This window comes from Exiguobacterium sp. PHA03, assembly GCF_041945985.1.
Lineage (GTDB): Bacteria > Bacillota > Bacilli > Exiguobacteriales > Exiguobacteriaceae > Exiguobacterium_A.
Genome location: NZ_JAUTYQ010000001.1, coordinates 1,852,119 through 1,867,424 on the forward strand (window position 1 = coordinate 1,852,119; position 15,306 = coordinate 1,867,424).

A 15,306-nucleotide genomic window follows, 5' to 3' on the forward strand; every position below is an offset into this window, starting at 1 on the left:
TCGTCGTCTCATACTGATTCCTGAAGTCGTTTTGGGTCAATAAAAAGCACGTCTTCCCACATTTCTGCGAAAATAAGTGCTTTTTTTACTGGTTTTATTCTTTTTTAATAACTGACGTTCTCACGCGCTACTTTTTTAGCAAAATAATCGATGATGTCACGTCGTCGGATAATCCCGATGAAATGTCTTCCGTCATCGATGACGGGTACGAAATTTTGATCCGTGATGACTTCAATCATCTCTTCCATTTGCGCTGTGATCGAGACCGGTTTATAACGGACGCGTTGTTTGATATCAGTTAAACGTGTCTGCAAGACATGGTCATAATCGGCATGCTCGAGATTTGCTTCGAGCGCCCACAAGACATCGCCTTCTGTCAGCGTTCCTGCGTATTTCCCTTTATTATCAACGAGTGGGACTGACGTAAAACGATGATGTTTCATCTTTTCTAGTGCTTGTCTGACCGTTGACTCAGGATCTAAATATTTCACCTCATCTTTAGGTAATAAGAAAAAAGCAATATTCATTTCTGTTCCTCCCTAGCCACTCTGTGACACCCTTTTCATTTTATCATGAACCCTGCTCCGATTCATTTCTCAAATGATGAAAATCTCTACATAATTCCTTCATATTTGGTCATACTATTCCGATATTCCAAGTAGACAGAATTTAAAGACTATTTAGTTAGGAGAATACATATGCGCCTCCCGATCACGCGTCGCCTGTTCATCGGGCTTATTTTATTGCCCGCTCTCACTCTCGGTGCCTCGACCTGGTTTTCTTATGATCAGACGAGCCAAACCGTCGATCAGCTTGTAGACTCGACGTCACAAACCGCTTTGAAGCAACTCGAACAATCCTTTACACGAATCATTGATGATACGAAAAAGGATACGACCTTACTCGCAGGTCTTCCGTTCAACCGAGCGGACGGCGCTTTACCGAACTACACGGATCAAACGAAACAACCCGATCCGGCTACTCCTCCGACGCAAAAAGCGAGCGATATCTATAGCGTCCTAGAAAAGTACGGTTCATCGAAAATCGAAAACTCATTCATTCAGTATGCGGATACCGCTGGTGGTTATCTCAACTGGCCAAAACAAGCGGCAGCACCTGGATACGATCCACGCAAGGAAGACTGGTACAAACAAGCACTCGATAACTCTAGCACCGTCATCATGAGTGAACCGCATTATGATGCGGCAACGAAACTATCCATCATCGGCTTCTCAAAAGCAACACTAGATGCACAGGCGAATATCAAAGGTGTCTTATCCATCTATAAAAGTATCGATCGCCTAGCAGAAGACATGAAGCGGATTGAAATCGGACAAAAAGGATTCGTCTTCAGCTATACCCAAAATGGGAAGATTGTCACCCATCCGAATAAAAATTATTTCTTCAAAAACGTAACGCAGATGAAAGAAGACGGAAAACCTTATTTCTCTGCTCCTAAAGCAATGATGGAACAAGAGTCGGGTTCGACCATCATGGACGTCGCCGGTACAAAATCCGTCGTCATCTGGCAGACCTCGTCAAAAACAGGCTTTAAGTTAGCTGTCGTTCTTGACTATGTTTCCTTGTATGCACCGAAAAAAGAAATGCTCAGTCAATCGTTGATCAACTTCGTCGTCGCGATCGCTTTAGCCACGTTGATTGCTTGGTTGATTGGTCGATCAATCAATCGTCCTTTATCAACACTCCGTCAAGAAGCACTTGCCATCGCCTCTGGTGATTTACGGACGCCAAAGCGTCCGACACGTTTCATCCAAGACGAGTTGACGGATCTCACCGAGAACTTTGACGCGATGCGGGCTCGACTACGTCAAACAATTCTCGCTTTGACGACTTCAGCGACGACCGTCCGGGATGCATCTGCCGAACTCTCCACGAATGCAACGCACGTCCAAACAGCTTCTCTGAAAATCGGACGAACGATGGAAGAGATCGCGGCGGCTGGTGAAACACAGACTAAACAAGCAGAGCGCTCGTCCCATGCCGTTCATGGCGTCAAGGAACGGTCGACGGCCATGCAACACGTCGCGTCAACGACATTATCGGAAGTCTCGACCGTCGCTTCCGCAGCCGTTCGCGGAAGTGATGTAACGAAACAGACGATCGCCGATTTACTTGATCATTCCGTCTCACTCGAACAGGAAATCCAAAATACGTCCGACTTCCTCGGTAAACGATCGGATGAGATTGCCAAAGTCCTTGGCACACTACAAGCAATCTCGAGTCAGACGAACTTGCTCGCCTTGAATGCCGCCATTGAAGCAGCACGCGTTGGCGAACAAGGACGCGGATTCGCTGTCGTTGCGAGTGAAGTCCGAAAGCTTGCGGAAGAGAGTGACGCTTCTGCGAAGCAAATCAAACAACTCCTCGATCATATCCAAGACGAGACACAGACCGCGATGGGTGCGATGCACCATGTCATGGATGATTTGAAACGATCGCTTGATTCCGTCAAGACGACCGGTGACGATTTCGAGCAAATCGCGGGTTCCGTCCAACATGTCTCACGCCGGACAGAAGAACTGACCGGTGACATCCATGCGTTGACGCAAGCGACGGAAGAAGTCTCAGACGCCATGGGGACGATTCTCGCTTTGACGGAAGAGAATGCCGCAGGTCTTGAGACGAGTAGTGCGAGCATTCAAGAAACGAACGCAACACTCGAATCCGTGACGTCTGCCGCTACGCATCTTGCAAAGATTGCTGGTAATCTCCATCAACTGACGCTTGATTTCCAACTCGACGATACGAAAACATTGGTTCACGACTCCGTTGAAGAGGTCATACATTCGGAAGAATCCGTCTTGTATGAGGAAGCAGCTGTCGCATCACTTGACGAGGAACGACATGATTCGGATTTAAAGGTTCCTTCGTCTTCATCCGAATGATTTTTCAGCGAAGTCTTTTTTGAAAGGCTTCGTTTTTCATTGTTTCGTTCTCGACTATCCGCGAAAGAGGACATACACTAGAAGCAATCCACTATATTTCGAAAGGAGTCGTGTCATGAATCGCTTGTCGACGTCTGACTTGACGCAAATCGCAGAGCACCTCTACGGGATGACTGGTTTTTTCGTCACGTACCGAGATCATCACGGTACTCCGCTGTCGTTACGTCCAGAAGCTCCATCTCATCCGGGAACCTTACTGATTGAGAACGAATGGCCAGTACTAAAAAAGACTCCTCTACTCTATACCCTGAAAGATGGTACAGCTTACCTCTTTTTAGATGTTCCGGAACAAGGAATGTACCGAATCGGTCCGGTTTTACTACAATCGGCTCTTTTTCGGGCACACATCCAAGATGAAGCCTACCATCAGTTCTATAAAGCCTTACCACGTACGACGGAGAATCGACTGATTGACTGTGCTCACTTGATGTATCGCTTGTTACACGGGGAAGCTCTACCGAAGCGCGAGATCGAACAACAGTCTGATATTCAGGAAGCCGAAATCCCTCTCGTCGCAGACGCCCCTTCCCATACGGGCGTCACGGCATATCGAAAAGCCTGGCAACGGGAACAACAAATCATTGATTGGATCGCGACCGGTCAAAGTGAGCGCCTCGCTACGACCTATTCCCTGCCGGCCTATGGCGAGTTCGGAACACTCGCCCGTCATCAGCCCTTACGTGCAGAAAAGAATCTGTTGCTCGGGACTGTCCTCTTAAGCGCGCGTGCTGCGATTCGCGGCGGACTGGAACCGGATGAGGCATTCTCACTCAGCGACCGGATGATTGAGACGATTGAAGCGGCGACGAGTATCGCTGAGCTCCGGAATCGGCATGTACGGATTACCGTTTCGTTTGCCGAAGCCGTCAAGGAGCTCCAAGCATTACGTCATTCGCCACATGTGTTGGCAGCCATTCGTTATATTCAGCAACACCTCTATGAACCTTTGTCCGTCTCGTCGATCAGTCAAGCCATCCATGTCTCGTCTAACTATCTGTCCGTCCTATTCAAAGATGAGACCGGTCTACCGCTCGCCCGCTACGTTATCCGGGAACGGATCCGGGAAGCGAAGCGCCTCTTGCGTTCTTCGGACGATTCCTTGCTGACGATCTCGAACAAGTTACACTTCTCGAGTCAAAGCCACTTCAGTCAAGCCTTCAAGCAGACGACCGGTGAGACCCCGACACATTATCGACAACGAAGTGAATTTTAAGAGAATCGTGCCTTTTTTTCGTTTTGTGATATCCTATTCAACAGGAACTATTTTCGTGAATCCGTCTTGAGCGGATTCTTTCAACAAAAAAGGAGAATCAACATGAACTCAATTAGTGTCATCATTCCTGTCTATCAAACCGAATCACAAACGAAGACAGCCATTCAATCCGTTCTTGATCAGAAGGTGTCTATTCCGGTAGAAATCATCGTCGTCTTTGATGGACCAAGCCCATACATCGATGAGCTTCGCTCCCTCTATCCGACTTGTACGATCTTGGAACAAGCACATCAAGGAACATATGCTGCACGCCGTCGCGGTCTTGAAGTCGCGACAGGTGACTACGTCACATTCCTCGACAGTGATGATATCCTCGCACCACGTGCGCTCTATACGTATATCAAAGCCTATGAGAAATCACGCGGTGAAGTCATCATCGGTAAAGTCTCACCTGTCTACAACAAGAAAAAATGGCTTATGCCGATCGATGATGATCGTTATTTCTTCTACACTCGCACGAAATTCAATTCGCGTCATTTGACGACGATTCACGGCTGGATGATCAAAAAGGACTTGCTGAGCGATTTGCCGGTTCTTGAGACACGATGGTTTGCTGATACGATCATCGCGCATACGATTATCGCGAAACTGACGAACCTGACATCGGTCAGTTATGTCGTCTACGGTCGAAACTCACGCAGTACACCACTCGAGGGACAATCACTCTATCAAGCACGCGATATCACGACATTGACTGATATCTCACGGATCTATGGTATGTTATCTGCGCATACGATGGATAACACTGTTCAAAAGTTCTTGAATACATGGTACAAACGATTCATCTCAAAACGTGGTCGTGCGTTGCTTGAACGAAGCACGTCAAAAAGTCAGCAGGCAGATGTATTCCGCCACGTCGCTTACGATTTAAGACGGACGAAGACACGAAGTAAGTATCTACAAGCATGGTCGACGGGTTCCTACTTCATGTTCCGTTCATACATCACTGCCGTGAAGACAAAACGAACGCTACGGACGGCACGACGTAAAAAGATCAAGAACGGTCTGATGCTCTATCGCCTGTTCCAAAAGATGCCGGTCAAAGAGAACCTCGTCTTATTTGAGAGTTTCCTCGGTCGGAGCTATTCTGATAATCCAAAGGCGCTTTACCTGAAATTAAAAGAACAACGCCCAGAACTTGAACTCGTCTGGATTTTCTCGAAAGAACCTTCAGATGACGTCAAGGAAGCTTGTCCGAACTGGGTGCTCAAAAACAGCTTCGCGTACTACCAAGCAATGGCACGTGCCAAGTACTGGGTCTTCAACACGCGTCAGCCACTGAGCTTGAAAAAACGCGAAGAAACAATCTATCTCCAGACATGGCACGGTACTCCTTTAAAACGATTAGGTCTCGACATGGAAGAAGTCCATATGGCGGGAACGAATGCGACACGCTACAAACGGAACTTCTACAATCAAGCACAGGAATGGAACTACTTGATTTCTCCGAATGCGTATTCGAGCGAAATCTTCAAGAGTGCGTTCGGTTTCCAAAACACGATGCTTGAGACAGGTTATCCACGAAACGATCTCTTGTATGCGGACGATCAAGCTGGTTTAATCAGCGAAATCAAAGCGCGTCTGGATATTCCAGCCGACAAGAAAGTCGTTTTGTACGCACCGACATGGCGGGATGACGAGTTCATTGCGCGTGGAAAATACCGCTTTGATCTCCAACTCGACTTGAACGAGATGCAAGCCCGACTCGGTGACGACTATGTCGTCTTACTACGGATGCATTACTTGATTGCACAAAACATGGACATCAGTGGACATGAAGGATTTGCCTATGACGTGTCGTCATACGGTGATATCGCAGAGTTGTATTTAATCAGTGACGTGCTAATCACCGACTATTCGTCTGTCTTCTTCGATTATGCGCACTTACAACGTCCGATGATCTTCTTTACGTACGACTTGGAAAAATATGCATCGACGTTACGTGGATTCTACTTCGATTTCGAAGCAGTCGTTCCGGGACCACTCCTAAAAGAAACGGATCAAGTCATCGATTATATCGAACAGATTGATACGAAGTCTGTCGCTTACCAAGAAAAATATGATCGCTTCCTCGAACGGTTCTGTAGTTTGGATGACGGCACGGCAAGTGAACGTGTTCTTGCTGAGTTGTTCCCGAGCACAGCACAGTCAACGATGGAGGATGAAACAACAGAAACAGAATGACGATTATCAAAATGAGAAATGGCTTAATAAAGCCGTTTCTCATTTTTTGTTCCCACCCATTAATTGCTAAGCGTAAAGACAAAAAAGCCTCCTTCCTTAATGGAAAGAGGCATTCAAAACGATTTAGTTACGGACGAACAAGGCAACGCTCTCAACGTGTGTCGTATGTGGGAACATATCGACTGGTGTCACTTCAACGAGTGTATAACCGAGCTCCGTCAACAACTTCGCGTCACGTGCTTGTGTCGACGCATTACATGAGACGTAGACGATCCGCTTCGGTGCGACATCTGCTGCAGCACGTAAGAACTCTTCGTCACAGCCTTTACGTGGTGGGTCGACGACGATGACGTCCGGTTGGATACCTGCTTTAACGAGATCAGGCATGACCTTCTCAGCTGCACCGTACTCGAACGTCACGTTCTCGATCCCGTTCGCTTGTGCGTTCCGGCGTGCGTCATCGATTGCTTGCGGTACGATTTCGATACCGTAGACGTGCTTCGCTTGTTTTGCGAGTGACAATGAAATCGAACCGATTCCACAGTATGCATCAACGACTGTCTCATCTCCTGTCAACTGAGCATACTCGAGCGCTTTCGCGTAGAGTTTCTCTGTTTGCAACGGGTTGACTTGGAAGAACGAATGCGGTGAGATCTCATATGTCAAACCAGCGATTTGATCGCGAATGACGGACGGTCCGTACAAGACGACGTTCTTTTTCCCAAGAATGACGTTCGTATCATCCGGGTTGATGTTGTGCTGGATCGAAGTGACGTTCGGTAACGCCTTTAAGATTCCTTCGACGATTTTATCGATACCGCGAAGTTGTTTGACCTTCGTGACGAGAACGACCATCAACTCGTTCGTATGATAGCCATGACGTGCCATGATATGACGAATGACACCTGCTTTTTTCTTCTCGTCGTATGCTGGGACTTTTAAGTCAGCGAGGACTTTACGAACCGCTTGGACAGCTTCATCGTTTTCTTTGTTTTGGATCAAGCAGTAGTCCATATCGATGATCCGGTGGCTCCGTTTTTGATAGAAGCCAGCCATCAATTTGTTCGATTGGAACGCGACCGGTACTTGTGCCTTGTTGCGGTAACCCCATGGATCTTCCATACCCATCGTCTCGTGGACCGGAATCTCAAGGCCTGCTAGACGCGCGAAAGCGTCACGAACGCGGTTGTGCTTGAACTTGAGTTCTGCGTCGTATGACAAATGTTGCAATTGGCAACCGCCACACTGGTTGTAAACTGGGCAAGGTGGCTCGACACGATCGGCACTCTTCGTCTTTTGACGGATGATGCGACCGAATCCGTAAGACTTCGTTGTTTTCGTGATCTTGATCTTGACCTGCTCCGTTGGCAATGCGCCTGGGATGAAGACCGTATATCCATCGATGCGCGCGACCCCTGACCCTTCATGTGTCAGGTCGACGATCTCGACGACGTGTTCATCGTTCTTTTGTACTGGAATCATGAATATCCTCCTTAAAAACCTCGCTTCACGCGAGGTTCATTTCTGCTTCTTGTAGTTGTGTATTAATCTGTTCCATTTCTTCGATCCGGAACTTTGGTGTCATGACTTCGAAATGAGAGCGAAGATTCGTCATCTCGCCTTCGCAGATGCCGCCAAACTCACCATCAATGTTCAAACTCATCTCTGATGTGTTCTTCATACGGACGAATGAGGTCGTGACATGCTCGATGCAAGGGTCCGAGAAATGATCCCCTTTTAAGGCAAGACGCATGACACGAATTAATTCGACGAGGTTACATTTCTTCAGGATGAAGAGATCAAACCGACCATCGTTAAGTGACGCGTTCGGTGACAACTTCTCGAATCCACCGACAGAGTTCGTATTGGATGTCAAGAACAACATGACTTCTCCTTTGAATATACCCTTTTCATGCTCCAGTTCGACATATGTTGGTCGGATTTGCGGAAGTTTCTCCATCCCTTTGACATAGTACGCGAGCTGTCCAAGTGCCGTCTTCAGCTTTGAAGGCACTTCGTACGACAGTTCTGTCATGATGCCGCCACCAGCGATGTTGATGAAGTAATGGACGCCTGTCGACCCTTCGATCTTACCGATATCGACCGGCATCGTATGTCCTGTGCAGATGACATCCATCGCCCCTTCGATCGTCAATGGAATACGCATCGCTCGACCAAAGTCATTCGTCGTTCCAACAGGTAGTACACCAAGCTTTGGACGTTTGCTATAAGCTGCCATTCCGCTGATCACTTCATTCAACGTACCATCGCCGCCTGCAGCGACGACAAGATCAAAGTCTGCTTCGCATGCTCGTGCTGCTTCATACGTCGCATCGCCGACCGCTTTCGTCGAGTAGACAGATGTCTCATAACCCGCTGCTTCGAGTCGGTCGAGGATATACGGTAAATTTCGTTTAACCATCTCTTTCCCGGAAGTCGGGTTATAAATCACGCGCGCTCTAGGTCTCATAAGATTTTCTCCTTTTTGACTCAACCGTTCATTTGATACATAACTGTTTTATTCTACATGAACTCTCGAGACATTACAAAGCCAAAAAAGACAGCGTCCGTTTCTTCACCTCAGCGAGGGAGAGACGGACGCTATCTTAAGTGGAACTTATTTCAGTTTTTCGAGCTCTTCGTAGAAGAGTTGATCAAGGAGAGCAGGGTTTGCCATTCCTTTTGTTTTCTTCATGATCTGACCGATGACGAAGCCTTTCTTCCGATCACGTCCACCGAGTAACTCCTCGACGACGGCTGGGTTCGCTTCGAACATCTCGACGATGAGACCACGCAACAATCCTTCATCCGAAATTTGTGCAAGACCGTTTGCTTCAACGTATGCACGCGGCTCGACACCTTCTTCGATGACTGCCGTGAAGACTTGTTTGGCGATTTTCGAAGAAATCGTGCCGCTTGCGATCAAGTCGATCATCTCTGCCAAACGCGCTGGTGTCATCTTGACTGTTTCGAACGTTTCCGTCGATTTATTCAAGTGACCTTGGATCTCACCGACTGTCCAGTTGGCTGCTGCTTTTGGCTCTGCACCAGCTGCAAGTGTCGCTTCGAAGTACTCTGCCATTTCACGTGTGACCGTCAATTGTTTCGCGTCATACGCTGAAAGACCGAGTTCTTCTTGGTAACGAACACGGCGTGCATCTGGAAGTTCCGGGATACCGGCACGAATCGCTTCTTTCCAATCGTGATCCAGTACGAGCTTGACGAGGTCAGGCTCTGGGAAGTAACGATAGTCCGACGCCCCTTCCTTGACACGCATGAGGACGGTTTGTTTTTTCGTCTCATCGAAACGGAGTGTTTCTTGACGCATCACACCACCCGCAAGCAATAGTTTACGGTGACGATCTTCTTCAAACTCAAGCCCTTTTAAGACGTTTCCGAATGAGTTTAAGTTCTTGAGCTCTGTTTTCGTACCGAACTTCTCTTGTCCGTATGGACGCACCGAGATGTTACAGTCGCAACGGAGTGATCCTTCTTCCATCTTGACGTCTGAGACGCCTGCATATTGCAAGACTTCTTTGAGACGTTCGAGGTAGGCGACCGCGTCTTTCGGTGAACGCATATCCGCTTCACTGACGATCTCAATTAGCGGTGCGCCTGTCCGGTTGAAGTCGACGACCGAGTGGTTGGCACCCGTGTGGTTCATCTTACCGGCATCTTCTTCCAGATGGACACGTTCGATTCGGAAGCGTTTCGTTTCGCCATCGACTTCCGCATCGATGTAGCCATCAAAGCCGATTGGTTGATCAAACTGCGAGATTTGATACGCTTTTGGCGTATCCGGATAGAAATAGTTCTTCCGGTCGAATTTTGTTTGATCGGCTACTTGGCAGTTGAGTGCCATCGCTGCACGAACGGCGAGTTCGACGGCTTTTTCGTTGATTTTCGGCAAGACGCCCGGGTGTCCAAGACAAATCGGACACGTTTTCGTGTTCGTCTCTGCGCCATATTCCCGCGCACAACCACAGAACATCTTCGTGTTCGTGCTCAGTTCGGCGTGGACCTCGATCCCGATGATCGTTTCAAAGTTCATGATACATTCGCTCCTTATAACTTCGGAAGCGCGAATCCACCTGTCGCAAGCTCAAACGCATGCGCAGCGCGATAGATCGTCGCCTCATCGAAATGTTTTCCAATGATTTGTAAGCCGACCGGAAGACCGTCGACGAATCCAGCTGGAACCGAGATCGCTGGGACACCTGCTAAGTTAATCGGAATCGTCAAGATGTCATTCGCATACATCGTGACCGGGTCATCGAGCTGTGCACCGAGTTCGAATGCTGGTGTCGGTGCTGTTGGTCCGATGATGACGTCATAGTTCGCAAGGACATCTTCGAAATCTTTTTTGATTAACGTCCGAGCTTGTTGTGCTTTTTTATAGTAGGCATCGTAGTAACCAGAGCTGAGTGCATACGTTCCGAGCATGATCCGGCGTTTGACTTCGTCTCCGAATCCTTGTGAACGGGAATACTTGAAGACATCTTCAAGTGCGTCCGCTTCCGCGCGGACACCGTAACGAATGCCGTCAAAGCGTGCGAGGTTCGAAGATGCTTCTGATGAAGCGAGTAAGTAGTACGTCGCAAGCGCATATTTCGAGTTCGGAAGTGAGACTTCGTCAACCGTTGCACCGAGTGCTTCGAGTTTTTGGATCGCTTCACGGATGTTGGCTTTGACGCCTTCACTGACACCCTCGCCGAAGTATTCTTTCGGAACAGCGATCTTCAAACCTTTGATATCACCAGTCAACGCTTGTGTATAATCCGTTGCTGCAACGTTCGCAGACGTCGAATCCATCTCACAGTGTCCTGCGATCGCGCTCAAAAGATACGCGTTATCTTCGACTGTTCGTGTCAACGGACCAATTTGGTCAAGGGACGACGCGAACGCAACGAGACCAAAACGTGAGACGAGACCGTAAGTCGGTTTCAACCCAACGACACCACAATAGGCAGCCGGTTGACGAATCGAACCACCTGTATCCGAACCGAGGCTGAACAAGACTTCGCCTGCTGCGACAGCAGCTGCTGAACCACCCGAAGAACCGCCTGGAACGTGTTTTGTATTCCATGGATTGCGAACCGGTTTGTACGCTGAGTTCTCGTTTGAAGAACCCATTGCGAACTCATCCATGTTCAACTTCCCGATTGTGATTGCCCCTGCTTCATGCAGACGCTCGACGACCGTCGCATCATGTGCTGGTACGAAGTTCTCAAGGAATTTCGAACCACATGTCGTCGTCATTCCTTTCGTGACGATGTTATCCTTGACGCCGATTGGAAGACCAAACAGTGGGTTCGCTTCGTGTTTCGCGACATCATCCATTCGTTTCGCTTGCTCGAACGCTTCTTCATTCAATGAGAGAAACGCACCGATTTTTCCGTCGACGCGGTCGATTTGATCAAAGGATTCCTTGACGAGTTCAGAAGCTTTGACTTCGCCATCCTGAATGAGTGTGTGTAATGTTTTGACACCATGTTCAAAAAGTGACATCGGGTCATTTCCTCCTTATTCGAACACCGCTGGGACGCGGACTTGTCCGTCTTCCCAATCGGGTGCGAGTCGTTCTACTTCCGTACGCGGAAGTGATGGACGTACTTCGTCCTTACGTAGGACGTTCTTTAAATCGAGGACATGAGTCGTCGGTTCGACGCCTGTCGTATCGAGTTCATTTAATTGTTCAGCGAACCCAAGAATCTTCTCGAGTTGTCCTGTGAATTGTGCTACTTCTTCATCTGTCACGGCAAGGCGTGCCAAATGCGCCACGTGGCGGACTTGCTCCTCATTAATCTTTGCCATGTCATTCCACCTCCGGAACTTTTGCGATATATTTTACACTATTTCTAATCATAGCACTTTTTGTCCAGACAAAAAAGACGATGGTGCATCGGGGGGAGGTCCGCACCATCGTCCTTATAGGGGTAGCAAAGCTTCCGGGCGGAAAGCTTCTAGTTATGAAATACCCGGTTTAAATCAGACGAAACAAAAATACTGAATATTCATACTAAGACATCAAAGAGTAAATAGATATTGAAGACGATGACGATCGAGACGATGATCCATGCCAACGCGTTCATGAAATGACTGTTTCGATATTCCCCCATGTACCGTTCACTCGCTGTCGCCCGAATCAAAGGGATTAGCGCGAACGGAATCCCGAACGATAAAGCGACCTGACTCAGGACAAGTGCTCGTGTCGGATCAAAACCGGAGAAGAGCAACAAAATCGCCGGTAACATCGTCACAGTCCGTCGAACGAACAACGGCAATTGAAGATGGAGGAATCCGCGCATAATCGCGTCACCTGACATCGTACCGACACTCGATGATGCAAGACCTGAAACGAGTAAGGCAATTGCAAACAGATACGGCGCGATGCCACCAAGCGTGACATGAAGTCCCTCATAGATCGCTTCAAGTGAACCAGCTTGATATTTCGTACCGTAAAATACACTGGCCGCGATGACGAGCATTGCTCCGTTGACCGCTCCGGCGATCAGCATCGCTCCCCAAATATCGAAGCGTTGGATTCGTAACAGCGGTATTTTGTTTGCAACATGTCCCATCCGTCGCTTCGTTAAATCGGAATGGAGATAGATCGCATGTGGCATGACGGTTGCTCCGAGCATCCCGGCAGCAAGCACGATGCTCGACGTACCCTCAAATCCCGGTACCAATCCTGCCGATAGATCGCGAAAGACCGGATGAACTTCAAACACTTCAATTGCAAAAGCGGCAGCGATGATTAAAACAAGCACCGCGATGACGGCTTCGAAATGTCGAAGTCCCTTTTGCTCGAATCCGAGGATGACGAATGATAAAACTGCCGTCAACAGCGCCGCCATGCGTAAATCGATCGCAAACAGTAAATGAAATCCGAGTGCGGCTCCGACGAACTCCGCGAGATCGGTCGCCATTGCGACGAGTTCCGCTTGTACCCAGTAAAAGAAGCGATAGACCGGCGATAACTCTTCTCGAATCACCTCCGCTAAACTAAGATTGCTGACGATTCCAAGTTTGGCTGATAGGAACTGAATGACGACGGCCATCAAGTTCGAGGCAACGATGACCCAGAGCAGTAAATAGCCATATTGAGCACCTGCCGTCATGTTCGTTGCAAAGTTTCCCGGATCGAGGTACGCGACGGCAGCAACGAACGCCGGTCCGATATATGTCCGTTTTTTGGGTACGTCTTGTGTAAGTGGCTGTGTCACCATCTCATTCACCTCACTTTTTGTTTTTATTATACGCTCATTTTGCGTAAGCGCAACAAATATGTTTATGGTAAATAATAACGTATCAAGTAAACAAAAAAAGGAGTGTCTCCTTTACTCAGGAAACACCCCTTTCCGTTATTTAGACGATTTTTCGCTCAGGCTCTGCACCTTTTAGTTGTGCTTGTACTTGATCGAACTCATCATAGATTGCTTGACTTGGTTCCTTCGTCACGAGACTACCGATAACGAGCGCGATCGTCGAAGCGATGAATGCTGGAATCATCTCGTACATTTCCGAAATATACGATGGTAATCCATCTACATTTTGGTTAATGAGGATCCAAGCGATGACAACGACAGATCCCGTAATCATTGAAGCAAGTGCTCCCGTCTTGTTCATCCGGCGCCACAGTAAGCTGAACAGCACGACCGGACCGAACGCTGAACCAAAACCAGCCCACGCGTATCCGACGAGTGTTAAGATCGACTTCTCCGCACCGAATGATAAGAGAATCGCAAGAAGCGCTACGACAAGAACCATCAAGCGTCCCATGATCATCAATTCACGATCTGAAGCATCGCGTTTAAAGAAACGGTGATAGAAATCATTCGTTGCCGCACTTGAAGAAACGAGCAGCTGCGTCGAAATCGTCGACATGATCGCAGCAAGTAAGGCTGCAAGCAACAACCCTGTAATGAACCCTGGGAAAAGGTCACGTGATAATTGAATGAAGACATTCTCTGGATTTTTTAATCCTGCACTTTGTTGCGTGTAATAGGCATATCCGATCAAGCCCGTCACCATTGCACCAACGATCGAGAACGTCATCCAAATCATCCCGACACGACGCGCCGACTTCATCTCATGTAAGTTACGAATCGCCATGAAACGAACGATGATATGCGGCTGTCCAAAATAGCCGAGTCCCCACGCGAGAAGCGAGATGATACCGATCGTCGTCGTCCCTTTGAACAGTTCCAGTTTCGAGCCGCCTGTCGACCGGATCGTCTCCAGTGTATCATTAATCCCACCACTTAAAGTCAGCGCGACAGCTGGTACGATCAGCAATGCGATGACCATGATCATCCCTTGCACGACGTCCGTCCAACTGACGGCAAGGAAACCACCGAGGAAGACATACGCAATGACGACGCCTGCGAGAATCCAAAGACCTGTTGTATATTCAAGACCAAAGACAGCTTCGAATAAACGACCACCTGCGACAAAACCACTTGATGCGTACATTATAAAGAATATTAAAATAACTCCAGCTGAAACGGTACGCAAAACACCACTTTTATCGTGGAATCGTTTTTCAAAGTAATCGGGAATCGTGATTGCATCCCCTGCATGTGCCGTATACGCACGCAGACGAGGCGCGACGAGTAACCAGTTGGCATAAGCGCCAAGTAATAATCCGACGACAATCCATCCACTGGACAGACCAGTTGCATACATCGCACCCGGTAAACCCATCAACAGCCACCCACTCATGTCACTTGCTCCTGCAGAGAGCGCCGTGACGACGGGACCGATCGTACGTCCTCCAAGCATATAGTCATTCATGTTCTTCGTCCGATAATACGCAATGACGCCAAGTGCGACCATCAGGCCGAGATATAGCAAAATCGCGAACCACATTCCGTTCAT

At 48.3% G+C, this 15,306-nt stretch carries 11 protein-coding genes; 3 read left to right on the forward strand and 8 right to left on the reverse strand.

The window, feature by feature from the left end:
* Positions 1-104 precede the first annotated feature (104 nt).
* A complete protein-coding gene (locus tag Q7C19_RS09730) occupies positions 105-527 on the reverse strand; it encodes a CBS domain-containing protein (protein WP_035410212.1) in 423 nt (140 codons plus the stop codon).
* A gap of 171 nt (positions 528-698) precedes the next feature.
* Between Q7C19_RS09730 and Q7C19_RS09735 the strand changes: the two genes are divergently transcribed.
* The 3 genes from Q7C19_RS09735 (at position 699) to Q7C19_RS09745 (ending at position 6,423) form a co-directional block, all read left to right on the forward strand.
* Positions 699-2,906 (forward strand): methyl-accepting chemotaxis protein, encoded by a 2,208-nt coding sequence (locus Q7C19_RS09735; RefSeq protein WP_375092023.1) that lies wholly within the window; start codon positions 699-701, stop codon positions 2,904-2,906.
* Between the two features lie 115 nt (positions 2,907-3,021).
* The gene (locus tag Q7C19_RS09740; RefSeq protein WP_035410218.1) at positions 3,022-4,179 is read left to right on the forward strand and encodes a helix-turn-helix domain-containing protein; all 1,158 of its coding nucleotides are present in this window, start codon (positions 3,022-3,024) and stop codon (positions 4,177-4,179) included.
* A gap of 102 nt (positions 4,180-4,281) precedes the next feature.
* The gene (locus tag Q7C19_RS09745) at positions 4,282-6,423 is read left to right on the forward strand and encodes a bifunctional glycosyltransferase/CDP-glycerol:glycerophosphate glycerophosphotransferase (protein WP_375092024.1); all 2,142 of its coding nucleotides are present in this window, start codon (positions 4,282-4,284) and stop codon (positions 6,421-6,423) included.
* A 123-nt stretch (positions 6,424-6,546) separates the two neighbouring features.
* Here Q7C19_RS09745 and rlmD read toward each other — a convergent pair whose 3' ends face one another.
* The 7 genes from rlmD to putP all read right to left on the reverse strand — a co-directional run bounded on the left by rlmD (position 6,547) and on the right by putP (position 15,306).
* The gene (gene rlmD, locus Q7C19_RS09750) at positions 6,547-7,905 is read right to left on the reverse strand and encodes a 23S rRNA (uracil(1939)-C(5))-methyltransferase RlmD (protein ID WP_056063144.1); all 1,359 of its coding nucleotides are present in this window, start codon (positions 7,903-7,905) and stop codon (positions 6,547-6,549) included.
* Positions 7,906-7,930: 25 nt separating this feature from the next.
* Positions 7,931-8,893 carry a diacylglycerol kinase gene (locus tag Q7C19_RS09755; protein WP_035410224.1) on the reverse strand — a complete coding sequence of 321 codons (963 nt, stop codon included), beginning with the start codon at positions 8,891-8,893 and terminating at the stop codon, positions 7,931-7,933.
* Positions 8,894-9,040: 147 nt separating this feature from the next.
* Positions 9,041-10,474: an Asp-tRNA(Asn)/Glu-tRNA(Gln) amidotransferase subunit GatB gene (gene gatB / locus Q7C19_RS09760; RefSeq protein ID WP_035410227.1), complete on the reverse strand. Its 1,434-nt coding sequence runs from the start codon at positions 10,472-10,474 to the stop codon at positions 9,041-9,043.
* A gap of 14 nt (positions 10,475-10,488) precedes the next feature.
* On the reverse strand, positions 10,489-11,931 hold the full coding sequence (gene gatA / locus Q7C19_RS09765) for an Asp-tRNA(Asn)/Glu-tRNA(Gln) amidotransferase subunit GatA (protein WP_035410229.1): 1,443 nt from the start codon (positions 11,929-11,931) through the stop codon (positions 10,489-10,491).
* A gap of 15 nt (positions 11,932-11,946) precedes the next feature.
* On the reverse strand, positions 11,947-12,237 hold the full coding sequence (gene gatC, locus Q7C19_RS09770) for an Asp-tRNA(Asn)/Glu-tRNA(Gln) amidotransferase subunit GatC (protein WP_023469336.1): 291 nt from the start codon (positions 12,235-12,237) through the stop codon (positions 11,947-11,949).
* A gap of 200 nt (positions 12,238-12,437) precedes the next feature.
* Positions 12,438-13,664, reverse strand: coding sequence for an Nramp family divalent metal transporter (locus Q7C19_RS09775; protein WP_290752594.1), 1,227 nt, complete (start codon positions 13,662-13,664; stop codon positions 12,438-12,440).
* 130 nt (positions 13,665-13,794) lie between these two features.
* Positions 13,795-15,306 (reverse strand): sodium/proline symporter PutP, encoded by a 1,512-nt coding sequence (putP, locus tag Q7C19_RS09780; RefSeq protein ID WP_290785691.1) that lies wholly within the window; start codon positions 15,304-15,306, stop codon positions 13,795-13,797.

Coding starts and splice junctions, on each gene's coding strand:
- Q7C19_RS09730 (WP_035410212.1), bottom strand. CDS start 527: ATGAATATTGCTTTTTTCTTATTACCTAAAGATGAGGTGAAATATTTA.
- Q7C19_RS09735 (WP_375092023.1), top strand. CDS start 699: ATGCGCCTCCCGATCACGCGTCGCCTGTTCATCGGGCTTATTTTATTG.
- Q7C19_RS09740 (WP_035410218.1), top strand. CDS start 3,022: ATGAATCGCTTGTCGACGTCTGACTTGACGCAAATCGCAGAGCACCTC.
- Q7C19_RS09745 (WP_375092024.1), top strand. CDS start 4,282: ATGAACTCAATTAGTGTCATCATTCCTGTCTATCAAACCGAATCACAA.
- rlmD (WP_056063144.1), bottom strand. CDS start 7,905: ATGATTCCAGTACAAAAGAACGATGAACACGTCGTCGAGATCGTCGAC.
- Q7C19_RS09755 (WP_035410224.1), bottom strand. CDS start 8,893: ATGAGACCTAGAGCGCGCGTGATTTATAACCCGACTTCCGGGAAAGAG.
- gatB (WP_035410227.1), bottom strand. CDS start 10,474: ATGAACTTTGAAACGATCATCGGGATCGAGGTCCACGCCGAACTGAGC.
- gatA (WP_035410229.1), bottom strand. CDS start 11,931: ATGTCACTTTTTGAACATGGTGTCAAAACATTACACACACTCATTCAG.
- gatC (WP_023469336.1), bottom strand. CDS start 12,237: ATGGCAAAGATTAATGAGGAGCAAGTCCGCCACGTGGCGCATTTGGCA.
- putP (WP_290785691.1), bottom strand. CDS start 15,306: ATGAACGGAATGTGGTTCGCGATTTTGCTATATCTCGGCCTGATGGTC.